The 23,828-nt window shown below is 35.3% G+C and carries 24 protein-coding genes and 4 pseudogenes; 5 read left to right on the top strand and 23 right to left on the bottom strand.

The features are described from left to right. Window positions 1-147: pseudogene (locus SAZ04_RS17485) on the top strand (IS256 family transposase); the annotation flags it as partial. A 157-nt stretch (window positions 148-304) separates the two neighbouring features. Here the strand turns inward: SAZ04_RS17485 and SAZ04_RS17490 are convergent. From SAZ04_RS17490 to SAZ04_RS17505, 4 genes are all read right to left on the bottom strand, one after another. Next, window positions 305-2,005, bottom strand: coding sequence for a YheC/YheD family endospore coat-associated protein (locus SAZ04_RS17490; protein WP_332697616.1), 1,701 nt, complete (start codon window positions 2,003-2,005; stop codon window positions 305-307). 12 nt (window positions 2,006-2,017) lie between these two features. Then, the gene (locus SAZ04_RS17495; protein WP_332697618.1) at window positions 2,018-2,281 is read right to left on the bottom strand and encodes a hypothetical protein; all 264 of its coding nucleotides are present in this window, start codon (window positions 2,279-2,281) and stop codon (window positions 2,018-2,020) included. Window positions 2,282-2,487: 206 nt separating this feature from the next. Next, window positions 2,488-2,700: a hypothetical protein gene (locus tag SAZ04_RS17500; RefSeq protein ID WP_332697620.1), complete on the bottom strand. Its 213-nt coding sequence runs from the start codon at window positions 2,698-2,700 to the stop codon at window positions 2,488-2,490. A gap of 318 nt (window positions 2,701-3,018) precedes the next feature. After that, complete coding sequence (locus SAZ04_RS17505; RefSeq protein ID WP_332697622.1) at window positions 3,019-3,231, bottom strand: hypothetical protein; 213 nt, start codon at window positions 3,229-3,231, stop codon at window positions 3,019-3,021. Between the two features lie 222 nt (window positions 3,232-3,453). On the opposite strand from SAZ04_RS17505, the gene SAZ04_RS17510 reads away from it, so the two are divergent. Beyond that, complete coding sequence (locus SAZ04_RS17510; protein WP_332697624.1) at window positions 3,454-4,752, top strand: YheC/YheD family endospore coat-associated protein; 1,299 nt, start codon at window positions 3,454-3,456, stop codon at window positions 4,750-4,752. Window positions 4,753-5,135: 383 nt separating this feature from the next. On the opposite strand, the gene panD is transcribed toward SAZ04_RS17510, so the two are convergent. Further along, a complete protein-coding gene (gene panD / locus SAZ04_RS17515) occupies window positions 5,136-5,501 on the bottom strand; it encodes an aspartate 1-decarboxylase (RefSeq protein ID WP_332697626.1) in 366 nt (121 codons plus the stop codon). A gap of 207 nt (window positions 5,502-5,708) precedes the next feature. On the opposite strand from panD, the gene SAZ04_RS17520 reads away from it, so the two are divergent. Continuing rightward, window positions 5,709-6,809, top strand: a complete 1,101-nt coding sequence (locus SAZ04_RS17520; RefSeq protein WP_332697628.1) for a YheC/YheD family protein — start codon at window positions 5,709-5,711, stop codon at window positions 6,807-6,809. 536 nt (window positions 6,810-7,345) lie between these two features. Here the strand turns inward: SAZ04_RS17520 and SAZ04_RS17525 are convergent. Next, window positions 7,346-7,810, bottom strand: a complete 465-nt coding sequence (locus SAZ04_RS17525) for a spore germination protein (protein ID WP_431309026.1) — start codon at window positions 7,808-7,810, stop codon at window positions 7,346-7,348. A gap of 121 nt (window positions 7,811-7,931) precedes the next feature. Here SAZ04_RS17525 and SAZ04_RS17530 point away from each other — a divergent pair. Next, window positions 7,932-8,244: pseudogene (locus SAZ04_RS17530) on the top strand (cation efflux transmembrane domain-containing protein); the annotation flags it as partial. An 18-nt stretch (window positions 8,245-8,262) separates the two neighbouring features. Here the strand turns inward: SAZ04_RS17530 and SAZ04_RS17535 are convergent. The 3 genes and pseudogenes from SAZ04_RS17535 to SAZ04_RS17545 form a co-directional block, all read right to left on the bottom strand. Further along, on the bottom strand, window positions 8,263-8,421 hold the full coding sequence (locus tag SAZ04_RS17535; RefSeq protein WP_332697630.1) for a Dabb family protein: 159 nt from the start codon (window positions 8,419-8,421) through the stop codon (window positions 8,263-8,265). Between the two features lie 250 nt (window positions 8,422-8,671). Beyond that, the gene (locus SAZ04_RS17540; protein ID WP_332697632.1) at window positions 8,672-8,977 is read right to left on the bottom strand and encodes an aldo/keto reductase; all 306 of its coding nucleotides are present in this window, start codon (window positions 8,975-8,977) and stop codon (window positions 8,672-8,674) included. Next, window positions 8,928-9,475: pseudogene (locus SAZ04_RS17545) on the bottom strand (aldo/keto reductase). Before SAZ04_RS17545 ends, SAZ04_RS17540 begins: the two are co-directional and overlap by 50 nt. A 180-nt stretch (window positions 9,476-9,655) precedes the next feature. Between SAZ04_RS17545 and SAZ04_RS17550 the strand changes: the two are divergent. After that, window positions 9,656-9,760 (top strand): YjcZ family sporulation protein, encoded by a 105-nt coding sequence (locus tag SAZ04_RS17550; RefSeq protein ID WP_332697636.1) that lies wholly within the window; start codon window positions 9,656-9,658, stop codon window positions 9,758-9,760. Window positions 9,761-10,643: 883 nt separating this feature from the next. Here the strand turns inward: SAZ04_RS17550 and SAZ04_RS17555 are convergent. The 14 genes and pseudogenes from SAZ04_RS17555 to SAZ04_RS17620 form a co-directional block, all read right to left on the bottom strand. After that, window positions 10,644-12,023: a SpoVR family protein gene (locus tag SAZ04_RS17555; protein WP_332697638.1), complete on the bottom strand. Its 1,380-nt coding sequence runs from the start codon at window positions 12,021-12,023 to the stop codon at window positions 10,644-10,646. A 26-nt stretch (window positions 12,024-12,049) separates the two neighbouring features. Beyond that, window positions 12,050-13,198, bottom strand: coding sequence for a sporulation protein YhbH (gene yhbH / locus SAZ04_RS17560; RefSeq protein ID WP_332697640.1), 1,149 nt, complete (start codon window positions 13,196-13,198; stop codon window positions 12,050-12,052). 75 nt (window positions 13,199-13,273) lie between these two features. Continuing rightward, the gene (locus tag SAZ04_RS17565) at window positions 13,274-15,169 is read right to left on the bottom strand and encodes a PrkA family serine protein kinase (RefSeq protein ID WP_332697641.1); all 1,896 of its coding nucleotides are present in this window, start codon (window positions 15,167-15,169) and stop codon (window positions 13,274-13,276) included. A gap of 563 nt (window positions 15,170-15,732) precedes the next feature. Continuing rightward, window positions 15,733-16,251, bottom strand: a pseudogene (locus tag SAZ04_RS17570) (DUF3900 domain-containing protein); the annotation flags it as partial. Between the two features lie 18 nt (window positions 16,252-16,269). Next, window positions 16,270-16,920 carry a transposase gene (locus SAZ04_RS17575; RefSeq protein WP_332697643.1) on the bottom strand — a complete coding sequence of 217 codons (651 nt, stop codon included), beginning with the start codon at window positions 16,918-16,920 and terminating at the stop codon, window positions 16,270-16,272. Beyond that, complete coding sequence (locus tag SAZ04_RS17580) at window positions 16,913-17,377, bottom strand: transposase family protein (protein ID WP_332697645.1); 465 nt, start codon at window positions 17,375-17,377, stop codon at window positions 16,913-16,915. The genes SAZ04_RS17575 and SAZ04_RS17580 overlap by 8 nt, the downstream gene beginning before the upstream one ends. Window positions 17,378-17,504: 127 nt before the next feature. Beyond that, entirely contained in the window at window positions 17,505-18,200 is a 696-nt protein-coding gene (locus SAZ04_RS17585) for a PIG-L deacetylase family protein (RefSeq protein ID WP_332697647.1), read from the bottom strand. A 16-nt stretch (window positions 18,201-18,216) separates the two neighbouring features. After that, a complete protein-coding gene (locus SAZ04_RS17590) occupies window positions 18,217-18,903 on the bottom strand; it encodes a WbqC family protein (RefSeq protein WP_332697649.1) in 687 nt (228 codons plus the stop codon). A gap of 46 nt (window positions 18,904-18,949) precedes the next feature. Then, the gene (locus tag SAZ04_RS17595; protein WP_075387728.1) at window positions 18,950-19,411 is read right to left on the bottom strand and encodes a GNAT family N-acetyltransferase; all 462 of its coding nucleotides are present in this window, start codon (window positions 19,409-19,411) and stop codon (window positions 18,950-18,952) included. Between the two features lie 28 nt (window positions 19,412-19,439). Beyond that, on the bottom strand, window positions 19,440-19,874 hold the full coding sequence (locus SAZ04_RS17600) for a GNAT family N-acetyltransferase (RefSeq protein ID WP_332697654.1): 435 nt from the start codon (window positions 19,872-19,874) through the stop codon (window positions 19,440-19,442). After that, window positions 19,864-20,946, bottom strand: coding sequence for an N-acetylneuraminate synthase family protein (locus tag SAZ04_RS17605; protein WP_332697656.1), 1,083 nt, complete (start codon window positions 20,944-20,946; stop codon window positions 19,864-19,866). Before SAZ04_RS17605 ends, SAZ04_RS17600 begins: the two co-directional genes overlap by 11 nt. 3 nt (window positions 20,947-20,949) lie before the next feature. Beyond that, window positions 20,950-22,056, bottom strand: coding sequence for a UDP-2,4-diacetamido-2,4,6-trideoxy-beta-L-altropyranose hydrolase (gene pseG, locus SAZ04_RS17610; protein ID WP_332697658.1), 1,107 nt, complete (start codon window positions 22,054-22,056; stop codon window positions 20,950-20,952). A 36-nt stretch (window positions 22,057-22,092) separates the two neighbouring features. Then, entirely contained in the window at window positions 22,093-22,881 is a 789-nt protein-coding gene (locus SAZ04_RS17615; RefSeq protein WP_332697660.1) for an SDR family NAD(P)-dependent oxidoreductase, read from the bottom strand. Between the two features lie 9 nt (window positions 22,882-22,890). After that, window positions 22,891-23,826 carry an aldo/keto reductase gene (locus SAZ04_RS17620; RefSeq protein ID WP_332697661.1) on the bottom strand — a complete coding sequence of 312 codons (936 nt, stop codon included), beginning with the start codon at window positions 23,824-23,826 and terminating at the stop codon, window positions 22,891-22,893. Window positions 23,827-23,828 lie beyond the last annotated feature (2 nt).

The following is a 23,828-nucleotide window of genomic DNA, read 5'->3' on the forward strand; positions in this document are numbered from 1 at the left end:
ACGGATGAGGCTTTGAGAAAAATTATTTATTTAGCAACTATAGAGGCTTCAAAAAAATGGACTATGCCGGTGAGAGGTTGGAAAGAATGTATATCACAGCTAGCCATTCATTTTGAAGACCGTCTAAAGCCCGAACTATCAGCCTAAGCGGTTGGTTGGTGCCGGCTTGACATGGAGCCTCTCCACGTAAAGCCTTTTTACTTTATTAAGAGCAATTCCCATTTACACAAAATAATTTATACTCCCATTTTAAGGTTTGTTATTTTTGGTTTTACATCTGTCCACATTAAATCTCGACATTACATTATTTATCTTCGTTTATAATCCTGGTCTCACCTTTAGTTTCTACATCTACTTCTTTTTTGGGAGACATACCACGAACTTGTTCAGTTTCCTGAACCTCAATTTTATTAAAAGAATTTTCTCCTGTTTTCGCGATATCATTACTTACATTCTTCATATGGGAATCAGTACAATCGAGATGGATATCCTCTTTAGTCATCGCTTCATTATTTATTTTATCCTTAAGCGCTTTCTTTCCATAAACTACAAAACCACGTGAACCGAGGACTGGCTTGCTAGCATTCCTCACATTTCTGATTAGTTTATAATTAGTTATCGTCCCACTCTCGCTTCTGATTAGTTTATAATTAGTTATCTTCTCACTCAATTTTTGCTCTAATTCGTTTTGTAGTTTATTTACACTACTAAAACCGGCTATTGCACTTGCGTAGAGAAATGGGTTTCGAATTATTTCACCATATAGATTTGAATCATTAATTAAAGAAAAGCTTTTATATCCATACCTTTTATTTATTTCCAATATCCAGACATGTAAATCGTTATCTAGAATAAAATCGATAGCAACGTCCCCGTAACAACCATGTTGATCAAGAAGCTGACATGCTTTTATACAAATATTTACAACCTTTTGCTCTAGTAACTCCATTTCATCTTGATCTAATCCGAAGAGTTGTTCAAAAGCTTCTTTTCCTGGAAGCAAATAATCAAGATATCGTAAATTAGTAGTAATGCTGCCCGGTTTGGAAAATCTAGCAATTAAACCCGAACATTTCCATTGAGTCGTTTCATCTTTTTGCATGTAAATTCGAAAATCAACATTTCTTGAATCATGCTTTAAAGGAACTCCTTGCTGGATCATATATTGATTTTTCCTCTTCAGAACACTTTCAAAAATCGGATGCTGATCTAAACTATCGACCTTTGTTACTTGATTTTTGGCAGTTATTTCAAGTGATTGATCATCACGTTTAATCTGAATAATCCCTTTCCCTCCAGATCCATTTTTTGGCTTCAAATAAATAGATTGAAAAACATCTAACATATTATTAATTTCATCTAAGGTGGTTAACTCTGTTGTGTAGGGCAGATGGTTTCGTATAAATTTATCAGGTGCTAACCACTCCCACATTTCCCATTTACTAAAGAATTTAGAATTAAATATGCAGCCATTCGTCATTTCGTATAAATGTTCATTTATACTGTTTGGAAGGGGAACTCTTTTAAAAATAGCCCCTGGGTACGGAAAAATCCCTTTTTCCCAATTAGATTCACTTGTATCAGAACTAGGTTGAAGATAGTACCCTTCAATCGTCTGCTGTTCGGTATTAATTCCTGACACAGTACTAATAAATATCAAACCATTGAATGGAGAAAAGTTTTCAATACGTGCTTTTAATTTATCCAAACGTTTTATAAGTCGCTTTGATATTAAATACAAAATAACTGGTCCTAAACTCACACTATCTTTTGTAATATTTGTTTCATATGAAATATCATCCGGAATGAAAACATCATCTTTTAAATTTCTAGAAAGGCCAATTGTATCATTAGGAAGATCTTCTATAAACCGTACAGATAGTTCTCTTTTCCAGGAACCAAAGTGAAAATTAATTTTGTCTGAAGAAGCCATTTCCGCTCTTTGAAAATTCTCTGGAAAATAAACTTCGTCTACCTCCCATGTTGTTATCCATTTAATATACAAGCCTACACCTCCTTACATAACTTCTTCATAGTATATGAAGAAGTTGTTGAGCCTAAATAGACTAATAGATGGAGGTTTTCGCCCTTTTTTTAAAAATAAGAGTCGTGGATTTCGATGGTTATTTTCAATGCTCAAGAGGTTTCGATTGCTATCTATTCCCAAGTCAACCCCAAAAATTTCCTCAGCACCATCAAAGGAAATTTTGACCGTTTTCTTTCTAATTTTAATAGCCTCAAACTTGGCATTGATAATAAATTGACAAGGCTGAATTTTCACTCTTCACCATACCTATAGTACTCACAATCCCAGTTGCTCTAAAACAAAAGTCCTCAAGAAGCCTGAATTTATTAGTGTATACAATTGTTTTCCTCCAAAAACAAAAAATATAATAATCCCAAATTAGTATACTCATTAGATAATAAAAGCTATCTATCGTAGAAAAATCTACAATAGATAGCCCCAATTTCGCAACAACCTAACTGTTATCCCAATAACCCTAATATTCTTCTAACAATCCCAAGAACTTCTTCTACAGTTTCATCTGGCAAGTCCGTCCCTGCTGGAATTTGAATACATAAATCTGAAATTCGGAGACTAACTATCCCTCCTAAAAGAACGACGTCAATACATGGAGCTCCTACACAGACAAGATCATCCGGGTTACAGCAAGTTTCGCACTCATTATTAACTCCCATTCTTTCACCTCCTTTCTGTTAAAGCTAATAACATAAGTATGAAATAAAAAGAAAACTTGTTTGTGTTCATTCCCTATATAAATATGTTTATTTTCTTAGGTAATGTTTTCCTTTTAAATAACGGATATATGAATAGCTCATCCAATGAAGCCTGAATTTATTAGTATTTACAATTATTCCCTCCAAAAACAATTGTATTTATGATTCGTAGAAACTACATTATAATAATCCGAAATTAGTATACTCATTAGATAATAAAAGCTATCTATCGTAGAAAAATCTACAATAGATAGCCCAAATTTCTAAACAACCTAACTGTTATCCCAATAACCCTAATATTCTTCTAACAATGCCAAGAACTTCTTCTACAGTTTCATCTGGCAATTCCGCTCCTGCTGGAATTTGAATACATAAGTCTTCAATTCTTAAACTAACTACTCCTCCTAAAAGAACAACATCAATACATGGAGCTCCTACACAGACAAGATCATTCGGATTACAACAAGTTTCGCACTCATTATGAACTCCCATTCTTTCACCTCCTTTCTGTTAAACCTAATAATATAAGTATGAATTAAAAGAAAACTAGTTTGTATATATTACCTATTTTAAAAAAATTAATTAAACTTTTCCCTTCCAAGTTACGTCGATATTAATTACCCTTTCGTCCATGCTCTTTATACATGTGAATCATAAAATATAAAAGTAGCTAAACAACCTTTAGAAAGTGGAAGTTACAGAGGGGTGAAAATTTTGGAGAAACAAATCAGAATTAATATTGTAGATTCAGATCAAAACCTTTTGATAATTAACCCTAATACAATATTAGATATTAAAAGTTTAGAGTACTCTCTTTGTTTTGGGATAAAAGAAATAAAAATTATGGTGTCTACTACTTTAAATATGAAGGTAAATGAAATTCAATTATCAAGAGCGGTCATTGACTATCTAAATATACCAACCTCCTCTCAATTTGAATATAATTTAGTGGATAACCAGCTTATAATAGGACCATTTATTGGTATTTTGGCAACAAGAAAACGCAAAAAACTAAAGAAAAAACTAATGAATATAAATAATTATGTTAAATACTATGATAAAATCGGGGGAGCTGTAATAGCGTTCTCCTTAGAAGGAATAAATAAAAACAATTACACGGTTGAAGGATATTATTATAACCCTCAGAAAAATGATTGGGAGTTTGGTATATATCCTTATCCAGGAGCTATAATTAAAACAATTAAAATAAGCCAATATTGGAAGGACCATTTCCAGACTGTGTTAAAAAATAAAGTTTTCAACTTAAATACCTTTAATAAATGGGAGATGCATCAATGGCTTAGCAACGATAGCAAGATCAAGGATCATTTACCAGAAACTCTTCTTTATCAAACTCCCTCAGATCTCATAGATTTTTTGGATAAACATTTACATGCCTATATTAAACCAATCAATGGTAGCTTCGGTAAGAAAATAGTTAAAGTATCAAAAACTACAGAAGGTTATTTAATTTATTATCGTAAAAAGTTAAAGCGCTATGAATTAACTTTGGAAGATTTTCAAAGAAGCCTAAGTAAGGGCAAGTACATTATACAAAAACCTTTAGACATTTCGGTAAATAATCGAATCGTTGACTTCCGCCATATCATTGTTAAAAATGAGCTTGGTGAGTGGGAAGACATGGGGTGTATCGGAAGACGCGGACCAGTGGGAAGCACTATTACTAATCAAAATAGTTATATTAATATGGGCTATCCGATGCTAACAACTGTACTTTCATTCAAGAAAGAGGAGGCACTTTATTTAAGTGAAAAAATGTCACAGCTTGCATTACAATCAGCTGAAAGTATAGAAAACCATTCACCATTCTGTGGAATATACGGAAACTTTGGAATTGACCTTGCAATTGACAAAGATAAAAGAATATGGTTGATAGAAATAAACAACAGAAATCCCCGTCATACCATGGCGACCCTTGCACGCCAGCCCGATGTTTATTATGAAACTTTGTTATCTCTTATGCAATTTGCAAAACGACTTAGTTTAAATTAATAATACTTTTGTACACTCCTAAGTTATAGATTAAAGAGGTCATTGTTTTAATTATAATTAAGCCTAATAAAGCAAATGCTGATGATGAAAGCATGAATATTGCTAAAGATAAAATGATAATAACTTTAGTTTTTATTGATGTGATAAATTGTCTTGGCACATACTCACGTTGCACTTTCACCAACTAGCAATTTAACGGCTTGCTGGGCACGCTAAAAATAATAAGAGCCCTTCTTAAACGAAGAGGCTCTTTCCTCACTGTTATATCTCTTATGGATCGTCAACACTAAACTAGACAACTTATTAAAGTGTTCAAGTTTGTATTCAATTGGGCTTAAATATCCTAATGTTGATCTAGTTAATATTTCCTTTCATGGCAAGATTCAGTTTTCTTTTATGATCTGTGTTATCTTATTATTCTCATCCATTACAGCTACAGTTGCTTTATGATTTGTCACATCTTCATCTAATACTAAAACATAAGAGAGGATGATGATTATATCATCCTTTTGAATAAGGCGTGCAGCTGCTCCATTCAAACAAATAATTCCACTACCACGTGTTCCTTTAATGACATATGTTTCAAAACGGGCCCCATTGTTATTATTAACAATCTGAACTTTTTCGTTAGGAGAGATACCTACTGCGTCCAAAATCTCTTCATCAATCGTAATACTACCAATATAATTCAGGTCAGCATCAGTGACACGAGCCCGATGTATTTTAGCCTGCATCATTGTCCGATACAAATTTATTCCACCCTGCTTCATTCATTTAAGATTGGTTGAATTTATCTTGTTACTCTCAAAGCAATTTATGAAATCTGTTCTAAAAAGTTCGGCTGGAATCACTATAAGAAGGCAATATGATTAATTCGTTTAAAAACTCCTTATATCATCTATACATTTTTTCTCATTACAACATAACTTATAAGAAAACAGAAAAGGAGGTTAATTATGTCACAGAAACCGTATGTAGGAATTATATATTCGAGATTAAAGTACAACCGGATATCTAGAGGAGAAGAGAAAATAAAGAAACAATTATTATATATTGAAGAAGCTGCAAAAAAAAATGACGTCATTCCTTGTTTTTTTCGTCTAGATAACATTGAACCTGAGAATCATTATATAAAAGCTTATGTATTAGGTAAAAATGGCTATGAACTTCAAATAGTTCCTCGTCCAACCGTCATTTATAATCGTGGATACGATAGAAAAAATGTCAGACCAAAGATTCAGCAGTTAATAGCAGAGGGGATCACGATCTTTAATGTGAGAAATCTTAGTCATGGCAAATTCTATATTAAGAATATACTTTCAGAAAATATCGACATTTCCAAGCAACTACCATTTACCCTTAGAGCTACAGAAACAAATATAAAAGCAATGATGAAAAAATATAATAGTTTAATAATAAAACCTAATAAAGGATCTTATGGAAGAGGTATAATGAAATTAGAAAAAATAGAAGAGAAGTGGTGTTTTACATTTACAGAGAAAGAAGGTACTACAGTAATAAAGAAGAATATTTATTTTAAAACCAAACTTCCATTCACATTAAAAAAACGAATAAAACAGGCTTTTTATATTGTACAAGAACGAATCGATTTGGCGACGTACAACAATAATCCGTTTGATATAAGAGTAGCTGTTCAAAGAAATAATAATGGAGAGTGGGAGACTACCTCCTTTATCACAAAGGTAGCACAAAAAGGATATTATATAACCAATGTAGCTCAAGGTGGAACCACCTATACATTAGAAACCATATTAAAGGATCATCCTTATCTATCTTATAAACAAGTTATTGAGAATACTACTAATTTCACAAAAAATATTGCAAACCTTTTAAGTAAGCGATTACCGCATATCGGATGTTTAGGCATGGATATTGGAATAGCAAAGGACGGAACACCCTATTTTATAGAAGTAAATTATATATCTGATTTTGAAGGTCTAACCTTCCAAAATAATGAACTTGTTGTTGAAGAATGGAAAAAGGTATTTACAACACCAATAGACTATGCAGCATATTTAGTTAAGAAAAAGAAGTAACTATTTTTCAAAAGACATAAAAAAACTTAATATACTATTTAACAATAACTCTGACTTTCGCCCATGGAAAAGCTAGCTTTGTGTAAGTTTACAAAGTTTAGATTGTACATTGCTTTACAAGTACCTTTTAAACAGGAAAAAGCACCCCATTCTTTGGTATAATGGAATAAATTTGAATTCCCTATTATCATTACCACAATGAAGAGGTGCTTTTCTAATTGAGATAAAATACACTCGAATCAGCAACTATAAACTTCTGCTTCGTAAAGTCCTTTTACGTTCTAAACAATAGAGAACTCTCAAATAAAGTATAGTCGTCTTGCCGATAACCATCCTTTCAAAATCTTTCCACGGATTGGATGCTACTTCCTTATGCGCTTATTTTCAAATATCATGCAATCTTAATCTCCGTCCTTCCTGAACATCCACGGTTATGGTACATATCGAATTTCGTCTTGTTCCCATAATACAAAAAGAACGCAATGTGCATAAATAAGTTACTATAGCAATAATGCCAAGCATAATCCCTAATAAACCTAAGAGGTAGCCATACTAATTAAAAGCGTCGTTAGAACCATTTCATGATGATATGTTAAAACAGCTACATACAGCGAAGGTAATAAAAGAGATATTACAATAAATAAAGAACGCAACCAGCGAATAGCTGCACTCAACATCAAACGTTGGTAATAATCTTCTGACGCCTGAAATGTAATAGGCGCAACGAGCACAAAAGGAATGCCATCCACTAAGATTGCTGCATGACCTTCTAATAAATAAGACGAAATGAATCGACCCGTTCTGAATTTAATAGATGTGGAAAAGGAATAAGGGTTAACCTTGATAAATTCCTCAATATATTCGCTTTCTAAGATACCGTCGACATCAATTCGGTTCAACCGACTTTTTGATTCATCGATTAAGGTCTGATCTGCTACTCCCTCAATATAAGCAAGTGCTACACTTGGTTTCGTTTTACTCCCCAATTCCATTTCTTCCATTTTCAACTTTGGACTTCTAATCTTTTGTCAAAGAAGAGCGATGTTTATCCCAATTGATTCAATAAATCCTTTTCGAGGTAGCTCAAGTTATGGAAACCCTAACATTTTATAAGAGTCTTTCATGCTAGAACTATTGAAACAAGGGAACAAGTCTTCTCTCATTTGCGTCACTCGTTAATCTTTTAATTGCAGGTATTCGAGGTGGTGCGTGGTTTGTCACAGGCAATACCGCAATGTTTTCCGAGTTTATGCATGCCTTAGCACATTCTGCTAACCAAGGGTTTGTCTTTATTGGGACTGCCCTGTCAAAAAAAGCGCCGACTCCTCGCTTTCCAAATGGTTTCGGTCGTGTTGTAAACCTTGTATGTCTTGGTGCTGTTTTAGTTGTTGTAATTATGTCTTATGAGACTGTAAAAGAAGGAGTTCACCACATTTAGAGCAAGCCTGTATCCTTATTCTTTGTCTACTTCCTCTGTTACATTAAGACCTGCTGTAACTTCAACAAGGCCTGGAATCTGTCCCTTAAAAGAAAGGAGCTTTTGTACAAGTTCCTCTTCCTTTTCGGGTGTGATCGAATCATTAAATTGAAATAAAACGAGGTGCTCAATCATTTGTACCCTCTCCTTTATTTTGTTCCTGGCTCGAAAAATTCAATTCTTTCTCGATCAGGGCCATAAAAAAAGATAAGTTTTGATCCATTAGGAAGCGTACTGATGCTTTCATTTACAAAAGAAATATCCATAGATTTTAGACATTCAACTTCAGCCTCCAACCCTTTTACAGTATTGATGATTCCATATCCGATACCATAATACCAACATGTTCTATTTTTTCAACTGACATTTCACTTTCCTCCCTACTTTAAAATCTCCCTTTGCTTCGTTGTTCCTCAGCATCTAGATTGTATGGATAGGTGACAAACAAGTCACTCGCTTGATTTAGCTGATCCATCTGTTCGTTCTTTAATGCCCAGGCAGAAGAGCCGAGATTGGCTTCAAGTTGCTCCATCGTTCGTGCCCCGATAATTGGAGCCGTTACCCCACGTGATTGTAGCAACCAATTAATCGCTACTTGCGCAGGTGTTTTTTCAACTTTCTTGGCAACATCATATAGTGCATCAAGAACTCGCCACGTATTCTCGTTGTTGTATTTGCTTCCATGATTCACCCCACCCATTTTCTTCTGCTTGGGCAATGCGAGTATCTGCTGGAGGCTTGTTCATATCTCGTGTAAATTTACCACTTAGCCAGCCACCACGTAACGGGCTCCATGGCATGACACCTAATCCTTCATTCACACATACATCAATTAATTCCCATTCAGTTGCACGTGAAAGTAAATTATATTGAGGCTGCAAGCTGATAAACAATTCCCAGCCATTCTGTTTGCTGACATCAATGGCTTTTTGCAGCTGCCATCCTTTGAAATTGCTTGCTCCTGTATATCTGATGAGTTCCTCGCGCACAAGGTCATTTAGTGTACTTAATGTTTCTTCAAGCGGGGTAGCCGGGTCCATGCATGAACTTGGTAAAGGTCAATATAATCGGTTCCTAACCGCTGTAAGCTGTCTTTTACCGTTGAGAGAATAAGTTTGCGACTAAGTCCGACTTTGTTCGGTCCTTGTCCCATACCAAAGCGGATGGTGATGTCAGGGTCGATCAACATTAGAAGTTAATTCATTTAGCGCCAGGAGAGATAAGAAATGTAGTTGGATTAGATTATGCCATAAATGTAATTTGAAATTACACAGTAGCCGTCATTGATTGCCCTGTCACTTATCATATTATTGAATAAAATTATATAGTAAGAGAATTCTCATAAAATTCAAATAAGGAGGGATTTTCCATGTCTCATGATAAAAAGCCAAAAAATGATTTTCCTTTAGTCGTTGTGTTGTTTATCTTATTAATCATTGTTGGAGCAGCGTTTGTTAGACCTTCTTACTACTAAGAAAAAAACGAAAACCTTAGTAAATTAATCATTAAAGAGCCAATATAATTATATGTTGGCTCTTTAATGAATTAATTTAAAAATAGGTTTGTAACGGAAGAAGATTATCACGTTCAAAGAGCAAAGGTAAAAGATAATGCTGTTAACCTAGTAACAGCACTTGTACCATGTAGTGACCCACACTTTTAGGCTATTCACTCAATGGTTATTGGTGTTTTAGGAAAATATTATGTCGGTACTAGAAACGTAGTTTATGCGACAATAAAGAAAAGTAAATCATTCCCTAGGACAGTAAAAAAGCCCCAAGAGATTGCAGTCTCTTGGGAGCAACTTTCATTATAAACCCATGATAATTATAAAATACCCCGGGAAAAGGCATCAAGAGTTACCTTAAGTATTACCAAGAAGTACCTCCTTACTTTAAAGGAGAGTGTCCTTGTATTCAATGGACGATATCTCCGTTCAGTCATCAGAAGACAGAAGATTTCTTGGATTCCCATCTACCGATGGTTATGTCTAGCATGTGGGAAAACATTTTCAGACGAAAAAATTAACGAATCAACAAACGTTGTTATATTTACTCAACAGACTCTGGCCTAAAAAAAGAGAGGACACCCCCTGAGGAAAACCCAATCCGCTTGCGTCGATGCGAATCGATGAGTGAATTTGGTGGAGAGGTCGTGTGGAAACCATAAAATTTTCTTTCTCTCGACATCGGAATCCTAGCCACGGCAAGAGTCTTCCTCCCCTCTCTCCATTCGAGGCTTTCTGTTTTCCCCCCGTGGTGTCTATACTAAGACATGGTTGTTTTGAACAGACTATATAAAAAAACTACCAAAGAACGTGCAAAAGTATACATTTCTTTCATTTTTCGCTAATCTATTTAATTCAGTATAATATTTTCACTCTTTTGACATGTGTACCGTTTTGCAGTTCCGTTGATGACCGTTTCAAGATGAACCGGCTTGCCCCAGAGCGAACGGACGTAAGGCAACGTTTTTTCGACATAGTGACGATCTAGGTCCATTCCCTCATGTTTGTGCTTAATTAACAGCTCTCCACTTCCATGATAGTCTCCGTCCAATACAACTAAATAAGGGAAGCCGCCATTTACTTTTTGCTGTAATAATTTTTTCTTGACTTCATTCCATTCTTTATTCGTGATCACATAGCCCTGCTTACGCCAACCATACAAATACATATCCGATTTTGCGATGAGATCCTTGGTCAGAAAATTACGTAAAAAAGATAGATCATTGTACGTCTCTCGCGCTTCAAACAAAAAAGCTTCCCCGTATTCCTGTTCCAATGCTTCAAATATTTTCAAACCGAGAAAGTAAGGGTTAATGCCTTGCTGAGACGGACGAATGATCTTAGCATTGGCTTTGGAAAATTCAATCAACTCCGCTTCACTTAGATCTATTTCGCGCATAAGACGAATATGCCAATACGTCGCCCAGCCTTCGTTCATGATCTTCGTTTCAATTTGCGGCCAAAAGTAATACATCTCCTCTCGAAGCATATATATCAACTGTTTTTGCCATTCTTTCAGCTTACGGCTGTTTTCGGCAATGAACAGAAGCAGGTCTTTTTCCTCATAACCATATTGTTCCCCTGTATCCTCTTTAGCCTGTTGACTCTCATGTTCTTTACCGCTCCGAACATTTGCCCCCGAAAGTTCTTGACCATCAACAGTATGATGATTTCTCGGGGAAGTGCCATTCCGTTTCGACTTCAGCCCTTGTCGTGTTCCATCATGAAAAACACGCCACGGATCAATGTGCTCCTGAATAGCTAAAATCGCATCCAGACAATGTTCAACCTCATCTAAACCATAGGCAAACTCCATTTCCTTGATCTGATTAGCATACAGTGACATCATCTGCACCATATCCCGATTGGTCAATGAAAAATAGACATTATTTTTGAAAAAGTCACTGTGTCCCAGTACATGAGCGACGATCAGTTTGTTTTGCAACAATGAATTGTTTTCTAAAAGAAAGGCATAACATGGATCTGAATTGATAACAAGTTCGTAAATTTTGCTCAGACTGAAATCGTATTCCATTTTCATGCGGCTGAACACTTTACCAAAGCTCCAGTGGGAAAATCGAGTTGGCATCCCGTACGCCCCGATTGTATAAATTATATCGGCAGGGCAAACTTCGTAATGCATAGTGAAAAAGTCCAGTCCTCGTTCCATGGCAAGCACAGTCAACTCTTCGATCCCTTGACTTAATTCTGTATAATCTTGGACATTCACAACCTTCACCTCCCACCTTCTCTCATTCATTGAGGCAATTGTGTACCAAAAAAGGTCTTTAACGCACTGTAAACGTCCTCCTTTTCACGTATTGTACAAGTAATAAAAGCCGGATCCTTAACCTCTTTGACAACTTCCATTAATGTCGAAACACTTCCGCGTGGATTGATTTCACCATACCCCGTCATGCTACATTTTCCTACCAATTCAGTGGCATATTTAATCGTCAAATGATTATCTGAGGGCCAGTTGTCTCCATCTGAAAAATGAAAAGCATAATTGTTATAAAATTCAGGAGAGTAACGTTCATCGATAATTTCATTAGCCAGCCTATATACTGAAGAACATTTCGTTCCCCCGCTCTCTCCTTTTTGGAAAAATTGCTCCTCCGTAACTTCTTTGGCTTCTGCATCATGGGCGAGAAAGAGAATCTCTACTTGCTGATATTTCGACCTTAAAAAGCGTACCATCCAAAAATAAAAACTGCGGGCAATATATTTCTCAAACGTCCCCATCGAAGCGGAGGTATCCATCATAGCTAAGACAATCGCATTCGTGATTGGTTTTTCTTTCATATCCCATGTTTTAAAACGTAGGTCATCAGGTGTAATGTTAATCTCTGGAACACTGCTTTGCGCAGTGAACACATTGCCACGTGCCTGGCGTTTAAAGCTTTCGATAATCGTTCGCTTTTTGTCGATATTGCTCATGATGCCTTTTTTGCGAATATCGTTAAATTCCACTTCCTTATCAGTTAGTTCATTGTGTTGTTTTGGTTTCAAGTTAGGCAGGTGCAAGTCGGCAAAGATCAGTTCAGCAAGCTCGTCTATATTGATTTCCGTTTCATAATAATCTTCACCAGGAGCTTCTCCAGCCTGATCAACCTGTCCCTTTTTTGCCTTGTCGATGATATCCCCTACACTGGAGTCGCCACTTCCCTGTCCGACCTGCTCCTGATCCTTGTCATTAAAACGAAATTTGAACTGTTTGATGGAACGGATCGGTACCTTGATTATATCCTTGCCACCTGACATGATGATTGACTCTTCACTGACGATATCAGCTAGATTTTTCTTGATCGCTTCTTTTACTTTTTGTTTGTGCCGCTCCTGATCCAGATGCCCTTTGCGGTGCAAGGACCAATCATCTCGGGATATCGTAAATAAGGGTTCCATCTCCACATACCACCTTTCTGTCATTCATTTGATGTCTCTATCGGTGATTTGAATCATGGTAGATCATCTTTAATCCTACCTATTTAACAAACTGCCCACATATTGCAGCAATTCATTAGCACAGGAGGAACAATAACCGTGATTCTCCATGAGTCGTTTGCTCACCTCATTTATCCGTTTTAACTGGTACTCATCCGGTGTTTTCGATGAAGTCGTAATTTTAACGACATCTTTCAGGTCGGTAAACAACTTTTTCTCAATTGCTTCCTTCAACCCTTTATGGGAACTATAATCGAACGTTTGTCCTTTACGAGCATAAAGAGAAATACGAATTAAAATTTCCTCTCGGAACGCTTTTTTAGCATTTTCGGACACTTCAATTTGTGCTTCTATGGAACGCATTAATTTTTCATCGGGATCCATTTCTTCACCTGTAATCGGATCTTTCATCTTATGCCCGTGGCAATAAACTTCAACATTGTCCAAATAATTGTCCAGCAAACTTTTGGCTGACTCTTCAAACGAATAGACGAAAGCGCGTTGCACTTCATTTTTAGCCAGATCATCGTATTCCTGGCGAGCAATTGTAATAAACTTCAAAGTGCGTTCTTTTTCATCAGAAGTGATTGATGGATGCTGATCTAACCCGTCCTTTAAAGATTTCAATATGTCGAGTGCGTTGATGCACGTTTTATCGTCTTTCATTAAAGCGCTGGAAATCCGGTTTAACACGTAACGAGGATCGATACCAAACATGCCCTCATTTTCCGCTTCCTGCTTTAATTCTTCCACATCTTTGTCCATGTAACCTTCGACGGTCTCTCCATCATAAAGGTACATTTTTTTCAACAGATCCATGTTTGTTTTTTTAGAAGGTTCCAAGCGGGTTAATATTGAGAATGTTGCAGCGGTTCTTAATGAGTGCGGGGCAATGTGCATGTGATGCAAATCACTCTTTTTGATGAGCTTGTCATAAATGCGTTCTTCCTGACTCACTTTCAAATTGTAGGGGATCCGCATAACCAAAATACGTGAATGTAACGCTTCATTTTTCTTATTACTAATAAAATTGCGGTACTCTGTTTCATTCGTATGAGCGACAATCAGTTCATCGGCACTGATCAAAGCAAACCTTCCCGCTTTAAAATTTCCCTCCTGAGTCAGTGAAAGCAAGTTCCACAGAAATTTTTCATCACATTTCAACATTTCCTGAAATTCCATCAAACCACGATTGGCCTTGTTCAACTCTCCATCAAAACGATAGGCTCGCGGGTCGGACTCTGAACCATATTGACCAATCGTGGAAAAATCGATGCTCCCGGTTAAATCGGAGATGTCCTGTGATTTCGGATCTGACGGAGCAAATGTACCGATACCTACACGGTTTTCTTCTGAAAAAACAATGCGCTCCACAGGCATCGCTTCCATATTTCCACCATATTCTTCCTTAAGGCGCATTCGGCATATAGGGCACAAGCTGCCTTCAATTTTCACACCGAATTCTTTTTCTACCTCCGGCCTAAGTGATTCAGGAATTAGATGCAAGGGTTCTTCATGCATCGGACACCCTTTGATGGCATACACCGCTCCTTCATCGGTGCGAGTGTACCTTTCTAAGCCTTTTTTTAGCAGCATAACGATGGTTGATTTCCCCCCACTGACTGGCCCCATCAGCAGTAATAGACGTTTGCGTACGTCAAGCCTTTGCGAGGCTGGATAAAAGTACTCCTCCACCAGTTTCGTAATGGCATCTTCGAGACCAAACAATTCCTCACTGAAAAACAAGTATTTCCTATTACCCTTGTGTTTTTCAATTCCGGCACTTTTAATCATGGCGTACATACGGGTATGTGCGGGCATGGCAATGTGCGGACTCCTTTTTACTAATTCTAAATATTCAGAAAATTCACCTTCCCAGTTCAACTTTTCCTCTTCTTCTCGATAAATACTAAGCTTGTCTAATAAATTCATCGAATCTCCCTCCTCAGAATAGAAAATTGAGATAGACGATACGTTTATTCTTCTCTCTTAAGTCATATCGTTACTAGTATGCTTTTCAATGACTTTGTGATCCATCACCCCAAAAAGAATGAAAAAAAAGCACAGACGATGGTCTTTGAAACGGCAACAACTGTTATATTGCAAACAACATAAAATGCAACCTTCTGGCTGTTCATGTCAAAGAACCCGATAAGTACTTTTTTCGAAATATTCAATTTTCTTTATTATACCACGAATTTACTGTTTTGAATATGGTAGAGCTTTTATTCCAAAAGTAGACTCCAAAGCGGCTCTTCTAAAACCCCTTCACACTGTTAGTATCTTCTATGGAAGACAAACATATAAATTCTTATAAAAAAACACCGAAATTCCATACGTATCAATGGGTTTCTGTATTTCACCTATCTTCTGGTTAATAATCTAATTAAGAAAGACTTTACTGCGGCAGCGTATTTACCGTTAGTTTTGTACAATAAATTCACGAACTTAGATAAGCTCGTGAATGTCTTTCATGACTTTTTTCAATTACTTCCCTACCGCCCAATTTTCTTCAACACATCATCAAGCGGCTCCGGCTTCAAAAACTCCACAGGCGAAACCCCCTTCTCAAACGTAAACGCATCCCCTTCAATCACAATTACGTATCTTCCATTCACCTTTGCAATATGAAGAGATTCACCAAAATCAGACAACATCGCCTTTACATCAATATGGTCAAGTTTAAGCTTCAACGGAATTTCTGGCTGATGTTCAATGATCGGAGCTGATGCTTCTACAACTTGTTCTGGTGTCCACTTTTCCTGCATTTCACGTACAGGTGTATTCGACCAAGCCTCGATGTACTCCTCTTCTTGAATTCGTTCAGGACTTTCCTCTTGATACGTCTCAGCAATATGCTGCTGTGCCATTTGCACGACTTGTGTTTTGACGATTTCAGGCACGGATTGATGGTACTCGACGAATTTTAAGAAGTCTTCAAAGTATCTTGCATGAGAAGATTGATGAATTTTCAGTTCCCACTCTTCAACCATTCCCTCTTCCGGCATGTAGGGGTCAACTTTCTACCACCCCTATATACAAGCCTCTTGATATCCTTTGTTTCGTAAGGTTTCTTCTATGCCTTTAACAGTATATCCAAGACTTACGAACTCTTTTAAATCGTTTATATATGGATCAATGGAAGAAGGACGATATCCACGTTGAGTATTTGGTGGTTCTTTCATGTCGATATACTTAGTTACCGTTCTTCGGTTGAGATTAAACATACGGGCAATTCGTTGGATTGGTAACCCCTTTTGACGCATTGATTGTACCTGTAGGGCCAATTCCCATTTCTTCTGTGCATTTTGTTCCCGTTTCTTTTCTTGCTTCGTAAGTGTAGACGTTTCATTTGAGCTTTCCATAGCGTAGGAAGAATAATTTTTTATTCTTATTTTCGCAGGCAATTCCTTAGCTAGGACTCTATCTAGTAAGAAACCTAAATTGTGAACAAGATGAAAGCGATCGCTTATTTGAATAATGGAGTCATTAGCCCGTTCAATAGCCAGTCTAAACGTACGTGAACGGTCCCGACTAACCATGAGAGTAGAAGGGTGTTTAGTGAACCAGTTTCTCACTGTTTCTTCCTCTCGGTTTTCTAATAGATCAACAGGTTCATGTGTTTTTAAATCACATAATAAAGTGCCATAATAATGACCTTTCCTCCAAGCGAAGTCATCCAATCCGACGAAAGGGAGATGGCGACTTCACCACCTCTTTTCGATAGATTAAAGATAATAATGCATCATGACTTACAGACATACAGAGATTTTGACAGATCTTTTCAGCTTGAAGACAACTCATTGAAAAGGCAAGTTGAGTTAATTTTTCCTCTAAGCGCTTGGTTTTTCTACGATAAGATTCTAACCAAGGTAAACGTTCCGTAAATATACGAGCTGAACAATCAGATTGATCGCAAAACCACTTGTTTGAACATAGAAGGATATGAACTTCCTTATCGTCTAATGGTACATCCTTCAGAATACGTGTATAGCGGCTATGCTTACGTGTTGATAAGGAAGAGCACTTAGGGCAAACTGCATTTTTTGATAATAATTCCATAACAAAAGAGAATTGACCTTTCCCCTGCTGCTGATGTAGTAATTGAAGATTATAATTAGACTCTTCTGCTAAAATCATTTTATAATCACCCCTTACAGGTCTTTACCCATAAGGGAAACATAGAAACAAAATCACCAAAATTGCGTAAGAGCCACTTTTATTTTGCAATAAACAAGACGTTTGACTGTATGAGAATTATTATAATCTAACTTATTAATTTACGTCCCAAAATAAAAGCTTCTGCAGCATTTACACCAGTCGAAGCGCCTCTCCATTTAGCTAAATAATCGACAGCCAAAATAGAACGAGGATGTGGCCAATCACGCATCTCACTTTCGTATTCCTTTAAAGCTTCCAACTTCAGATCTAATGTTTCTGATATATCAACATACCAATTAGGAACAAAAGGTTGAGCAGATCCTGAAGGCTGCCATTCGGTACTGGAAGGAACTTCAAAAAATAATAACTCATTTACTTTATGTTTGAAAGGTATTGGTCTACATGCAGTTACTACTGCCTGATGGATACAACGATGGTCTATATTCACATCTCCAATATGATGTGAATATATAATATGAGGTTTATGCTTATCTACTATTTGTTCTATTAACTTTGTAACATCTAAACGATCGATAGAATCCATGCGATTATCAGGAAGATCATACAATTTTAATGAAGATACCCCTAATACTTTGTTTGCTTTTTCAGCTGCCAAAGCCAATTTTGACAATTGATTTGAATAGAATGTTCTATCCCTTTCATTTTTTCTACTAGTAAGTCCCTCTGCAAGGATAACTACATGTACTTCGTCACCTGCTTTAGCATGCTTTGCTATTGTACCTCCACACCCTAACACCTCATCATCTGGATGAGCTGCGATTACAAGAATTATTTGTTTCATAGAAAAAGATCGTCTCCTACCTTTGTTTATTTTGCCAAATTAAATTATATTGGTCTGTATTCATCCAAAAATCTAAAATACTCATATTCGGAAGGAATTCTCCCCATAATTGTTCATATTTAGGATATTCAAAATTTTGATATTCAATTGATATTCCTTCCAGCTTAAAATCATAATCAATTAAATAATCCTTTCCTTTTTCTCCTGAAATATATTTTTTTACATTAAAGTGTTTACATATATCTAAGATCAAATCGGATTTTCGACTCTGTATATAAAGGTCTTTTGATCTAACTATTGTTGTTGTAATGTCTAATTCATCTAACCAAAATAATAAATGATCGTAACATAAGTCCGCTAAATACTTGTGATCCTTTGAATACAAGTTTTCTAATTTCGCAAAACACTTTTCAAAATGTTTTGCTTTCTTATAATTAAAATATATAGAATTCAAATGCTTTTTTTTCCATTTTTTATTCGTGTCAATAATGACTTCCTTAATTTCAGGAAAACTTCTACTCTTTATGATAGGAACAGTAATCCAAGTAGAACCTTGTGGTGTCTTTATTTTGTTTCTATTTATAAAACTATTTTTTTCAAATTGAACAGAATCTAAGAATATAAATATATCACTATTTTTTATCCTCTCAAAATAACCCAACCAAGGAAGATATGCTGGTTGATTAATTGAAATGCAGCTCATTATGACTCCCCCAAGCTAAACTTTTTCCTTTAAAACGTACATAATGTTATTCGATTTTTAATTTTAAAAACAGAAATTCGTGATCCTTAGAAAAAAGAGTGAAATGATTTCTTTTAAAGAAGTTTAGAGAAGTTTCATTATTATGTCGGATTCTCGCAATAATTCCCTCTATATTTGTATTTTTCTTTAAAAATTCAATACCCTTTATTAATAAACATCTTCCATAACCTTTATGTTGGTATTCTTGTGGGTAAATTGAGATACTTACTTCACTGATATTAGATAAGTTATTAAATGGTTGAAACCTTACTACCCCAATTCTTTCATTATTGAATTCACCAATAAAATAAAAGTTATTTTCCGATTGTAAAAATTGATTTAACCAAATTCTATGCTTTTCTCTACTTACAACTTCATTCACCCCTGAAGTCGTTCTTATTTTCATATCATTTCTTATATTCAGAATATAATCAGCATCTTCTATTGTAACTTTTCTAAGATTAATCAATTTATCCCCCTCGCTTTTTCTTATTCACCTATTTTTCCAAAAGCATTAACAAATCTCCATCATCTTCTATTCCTATAACTTTAAATCCATGCTTCTTATAAAAATTAAACGCTCTGATATTATCAGGTCCCACCTTTAAACTTAAGCCTTTTAATTCATTTGAGTGTTTTTCTTTCAATCTTTTCATTACCATATTTATTAAACTTAATCCAATACCTCTAGATTGATATTTTTCTTTTATCATTAAATGATGTAAATGAATATATTCATTTTTTTGAGAACAAATAGCATACCCAATAATTTCACTTTCTTCGACAACATAAAAACTATATTCCCATTTACATGGTAAATCTAAAATAAGTTGTTGTTCTGTCCAATAATATGGGCTATCTCCTTTTACTACTTGTATAAACCCCTTTATATTTTTTTGTAAAAAATCTAACGATAACTTTCTAATTTCCATTTTTATCAGAATCTTTATCTTTTAATATTTTAAAATGCTTCCATTCCAAAACCGTATTTTTCGGTAAATTTTGAGTTACCTTCATTCCGATTACTTCATTGATAAATTTTGATGGGATCCCATATCCAGGCCTTGTTATTTGTAGTTTTTCTTTAGTTATAGTTTCATTCTTACTTATTTCAACTTTTGTAACAATACTTCTTCTAAAAGTCTCCCTTTTTTCTGTTTCTGCTAAACTAATTACTCTGTTAGATCCAATTGCTAATTCAACTTCTCGAATTCCATTTACCAACATTTTTACTTCATTTGGTTCTAGAGAAAACGAATGGTCTGGTCCGTTCATTTTTCGATCTAATGTTATATGCTTTTCTATTACCTTTGCTCCTAGTGCAACAGCTGCTATACTGCTATTTACTCCTAAAGAATGATCTGAAAATCCTACTGGTACATTGAAACTCATTTCTAACAAAGGGATTTGTTTTAAATTAAGTTGCTCAGCTTTAGCTGGATAATTGGAAACACAATGTGTGATAATAATCTGATCGTTTCCATTTTCCTTAATAAATCGAATTGCTTCGTCAATTTCAGATAGGTAACCCATACCTGTAGATAATATGATAGGTTTATTTGTCTTTGCCAACTTCTCTAAAAGCGGAAAATAATTTAAGTCCATTGATGCAACTTTGAAAGCTGGGGTATTTAAGGTCATTAAAAACTCTGTACAATAAGAACTTACTGCAGTAGAGAGCACAATTAATCCTTTTTTGTGAGCATAATCCCATAATTCAGAATACCATTCTTCTGGCAATACTAAATCATTTAGTATTTCAGCCCAATACTTATGATTCTCCCCCTGATAATGACCGTAAATATTAGCTGGTATTTCAGAATGAACAATATCGGTTGGACGAAACGTCTGAAACTTAACAGCGTCAACCCCAGCATCTGCCGCAACATCAATTAATTGTTTTGCAATCTCTTTATTTTTATTATGATTTGTGCCGATTTCTCCAATAATAAAACATGGTTTATTGCTACAAATTTCTTTGTTACCAATCTTTATTACTTTCATTTTCTAGCACCCCTCCTCATCATGAAGAATCATATTCATTACCCTATATATTCCCTTCCCATCTACTAATTGCATTGCTCTTTCCGACATCCCTCTAATCGTTTCCGGTTCCTTAAAAAGTCGACATAAAGTTTCGTAAATATCATATGCAGATACATCAGTATGCTCTCCTAAATAAATTAGACCACCAAGTTCTTCAACTTTTTTTGTTAAACTTCTCTGGTTTTCAGCAACTGTAATAACTACACTAGGTAAACCTAAACAACATCTCTCCCAAGTTGTACTGCCACCAGCACCTATTGCAATATCTGCCTTATGCATTAAACTAGCCACATTATTAACTTGAAGTAAATAATTTACATTAGGAATTGAAGAACACAACTCTTTAATTTGCTCCTTTTGTAAATTTGTACCTCCAATTACAACATCAACAGTCAAACTTCCATTATCTTGAATGAGAAGTTCAATTGCTTTTATTGCTTTTGCAGTTTCATTAGTAGGATCAGTTCCTCCTAACGAAATGAAAATTGTATGAATGTGACCTTTTTTAACTTTTACCTTCTCTCTAAAGATCCTAAATTCCGGGCGCAAAACTGCATACTTAGAGCCTAATAACGTTTTACAGTAGTTTGGTACTAAGCTAATATATCGGGTTTTCCAGTTCTCAACTAAATTTTGATCTAATAGCAAATCACAGTCATGAGGTCGATCTGCTAAATCATCTATAACCATTATTTTTTTTACAAAAGAGCGGATTTCTTTCTCCCAATTTTCATCAATTGCATAATGATCAATAATTAACCAATCAGAAGTTCCATACTTATTAAATATTTCTTTAGTTTGGTTTACATCTGTCTCCCAATTAACTCCTAACCAATTTGAATGTTTTATATTCGGATCAGTTTTAAAAGTTATCTTAATTGGGTCAGGTAAAGAAAAAACAAAAAAACCTTTTTGCTTTATATACTGATGGCAGTTCCCCTTATGATTCCGACATATGAACTTGACATCTGCCCCTTTACTTCTTAGTTCCTCAGCAAGTGTTAGACAGCGCATGACATGACCCGTACCAATGTCGATCGACGCATCGGTTCGAAAGTAAACTTTCATCAAAACCACCAACCTGAACTTATTTAGATTATCTTATTACCAAGCAGTCCAACCACCATCAACACAAATATTCTGGCCTGTAACATAACTTGATGCTTGTGAAGATAAAAAAATCGAAACACCTATTAAATCTTTTGGTTCACCAATTCGATTAAGTGGATTTTTTTCAACTAACTTCTTAATAAAATCTTGGTTCTTTTGAACTTCACTATTTGGAAACGGACCAGGAGATATCGAATTTGCTCTTATTCCATGTTTACCGTAATGACACGCGACATATCGAGTTAATTGAAGAATAGCAGCCTTTCCAGCTCCATAACTTGGAGGATTATGTGAGTTACTGCTTACATAGATTTCAGGATTGGGAGACACAACACCATACATAGATGAAATATTTACGATTGAACCACTTTTTTGTAACACCATATACGGTAGCACTGCTTTTGTGCATCGGAAAACACCATTAATGGTCCCATCCATACCTAATTGCCAATCGTCTTCCGTCATTTGTTCAATAATTCCACTTTTTCCGTAATATGCATTGTTTACTAAAATATCAATTGATCCAGTTTCTTGATTAATCTTTTCTAGTCCTTCTTTAATTGAAATAGGATCTGCAATATCCAAATTAATCGAATGGCAATTTACATGGAGATTTTCGTTGAACTTATCAGCTATTTCTTTACCTTTCTTATCATTTCTGCTTCCTATATAAACTGTTGCACCTGCTTTTGCAAGCCCTTCGGAAATTGCCAATCCAAGATGGCCGGTACCACCTGTGACAACAGCGGTTTTACCAGTTAAACTAAAAATTTCTTCTAACATACCTTATCCCTACTTCCACAAGCTTGGATTGATTATTTTTTCAGGCATACTATTAAACAGATGGTAAATTTCCTTCACTATATCCTCTTCTAATTTCGGGCTAGTAATTAGATTTATATTATCTTCTAATTGAGTTTTAGTATCACAGCCGATAACAATTCTGTCTATTTCAGGAAGGTCTCGAACAAAGAGCATTGATAATTTAGCAGGATTTAAATTTGTTGCAGTCGCTAATCCATAAAGCTTCTTTAAAGGCTCTTTAGCAACCTCTAATTGATTTGGTAATTGATTAATGTTTAAAAATAGTAACCCTTGCAAATATACACTCCTTGCATATACTTCTATTTTTCGATTTTTTAATTCATTTAATAGACCACTTGTAATAAGCCGATGATCAAATACATTAATTGGAACTTGGATAACATCAAAGCAACCAGCAGATAGGAACCTCCTTACTTCTTCTGGCTGATATACTGATACACCTATTTTTTTTACAAAGCCCTGTTCCTTTAAGAGCAATAGGCTCTTTACAATTTCGCCATTAAATGTAATCATGTCCTCAGGGTCATGTAATAAAACGACGTCAATTGATTGGACTTTTAATTTGCTCATTGATGACTGAAGGCTATTCTTTACATACATATATATTTCGTCAGGCATAGAATGTTCTTGAAGCATAACCCTTGGAATTTTAGTGACAATACTAGGTAAGTTTATATCCTCTGTTTTATATTGTTGAAGAAATTCACCTATTAAATGCTCACTTTGACCGTAACTTGGAGCTGTATCTATCATGTTAATTCCCATTGAAATTCCATATCTCAGAATTTCTAAAGCGTCTTTTTTGTGTCGTTTTCCAAACATATTTGAAATTCCATAATTTTGACCTAACTGTGCAGTTCCTAACATTAATTTTGAAATGGATTTTTGGTTACTAGTTTCCATAA

It is taken from the genome of Halalkalibacter lacteus (genome assembly GCF_036663595.1).
GTDB lineage: Bacteria > Bacillota > Bacilli > Bacillales > Bacillaceae_D > Halalkalibacter > Halalkalibacter lacteus.

What these genes read in the sequence shown, in the direction of transcription:
- SAZ04_RS17605 (WP_332697656.1), bottom strand. Translation starts at nt 20,946, where the DNA reads ATGAAAGTAATAAAGATTGGTAACAAAGAAATTTGTAGCAATAAACCA.
- SAZ04_RS17525 (WP_431309026.1), bottom strand. Translation starts at nt 7,810, where the DNA reads ATGGAAGAAATGGAATTGGGGAGTAAAACGAAACCAAGTGTAGCACTT.
- SAZ04_RS17585 (WP_332697647.1), bottom strand. Translation starts at nt 18,200, where the DNA reads ATGAAACAAATAATTCTTGTAATCGCAGCTCATCCAGATGATGAGGTG.
- SAZ04_RS17565 (WP_332697641.1), bottom strand. Translation starts at nt 15,169, where the DNA reads ATGAATTTATTAGACAAGCTTAGTATTTATCGAGAAGAAGAGGAAAAG.
- SAZ04_RS17550 (WP_332697636.1), top strand. Translation starts at nt 9,656, where the DNA reads ATGTCTCATGATAAAAAGCCAAAAAATGATTTTCCTTTAGTCGTTGTG.
- SAZ04_RS17500 (WP_332697620.1), bottom strand. Translation starts at nt 2,700, where the DNA reads ATGGGAGTTAATAATGAGTGCGAAACTTGCTGTAACCCGGATGATCTT.
- SAZ04_RS17505 (WP_332697622.1), bottom strand. Translation starts at nt 3,231, where the DNA reads ATGGGAGTTCATAATGAGTGCGAAACTTGTTGTAATCCGAATGATCTT.
- pseG (WP_332697658.1), bottom strand. Translation starts at nt 22,056, where the DNA reads ATGAAAGTTTACTTTCGAACCGATGCGTCGATCGACATTGGTACGGGT.
- SAZ04_RS17520 (WP_332697628.1), top strand. Translation starts at nt 5,709, where the DNA reads ATGTCACAGAAACCGTATGTAGGAATTATATATTCGAGATTAAAGTAC.
- SAZ04_RS17590 (WP_332697649.1), bottom strand. Translation starts at nt 18,903, where the DNA reads ATGAGCTGCATTTCAATTAATCAACCAGCATATCTTCCTTGGTTGGGT.
- SAZ04_RS17600 (WP_332697654.1), bottom strand. Translation starts at nt 19,874, where the DNA reads ATGGAAATTAGAAAGTTATCGTTAGATTTTTTACAAAAAAATATAAAG.
- SAZ04_RS17535 (WP_332697630.1), bottom strand. Translation starts at nt 8,421, where the DNA reads ATGATTGAGCACCTCGTTTTATTTCAATTTAATGATTCGATCACACCC.
- yhbH (WP_332697640.1), bottom strand. Translation starts at nt 13,198, where the DNA reads ATGGAACCCTTATTTACGATATCCCGAGATGATTGGTCCTTGCACCGC.
- SAZ04_RS17580 (WP_332697645.1), bottom strand. Translation starts at nt 17,377, where the DNA reads ATGATTTTAGCAGAAGAGTCTAATTATAATCTTCAATTACTACATCAG.
- SAZ04_RS17615 (WP_332697660.1), bottom strand. Translation starts at nt 22,881, where the DNA reads ATGTTAGAAGAAATTTTTAGTTTAACTGGTAAAACCGCTGTTGTCACA.
- SAZ04_RS17620 (WP_332697661.1), bottom strand. Translation starts at nt 23,826, where the DNA reads ATGGAAACTAGTAACCAAAAATCCATTTCAAAATTAATGTTAGGAACT.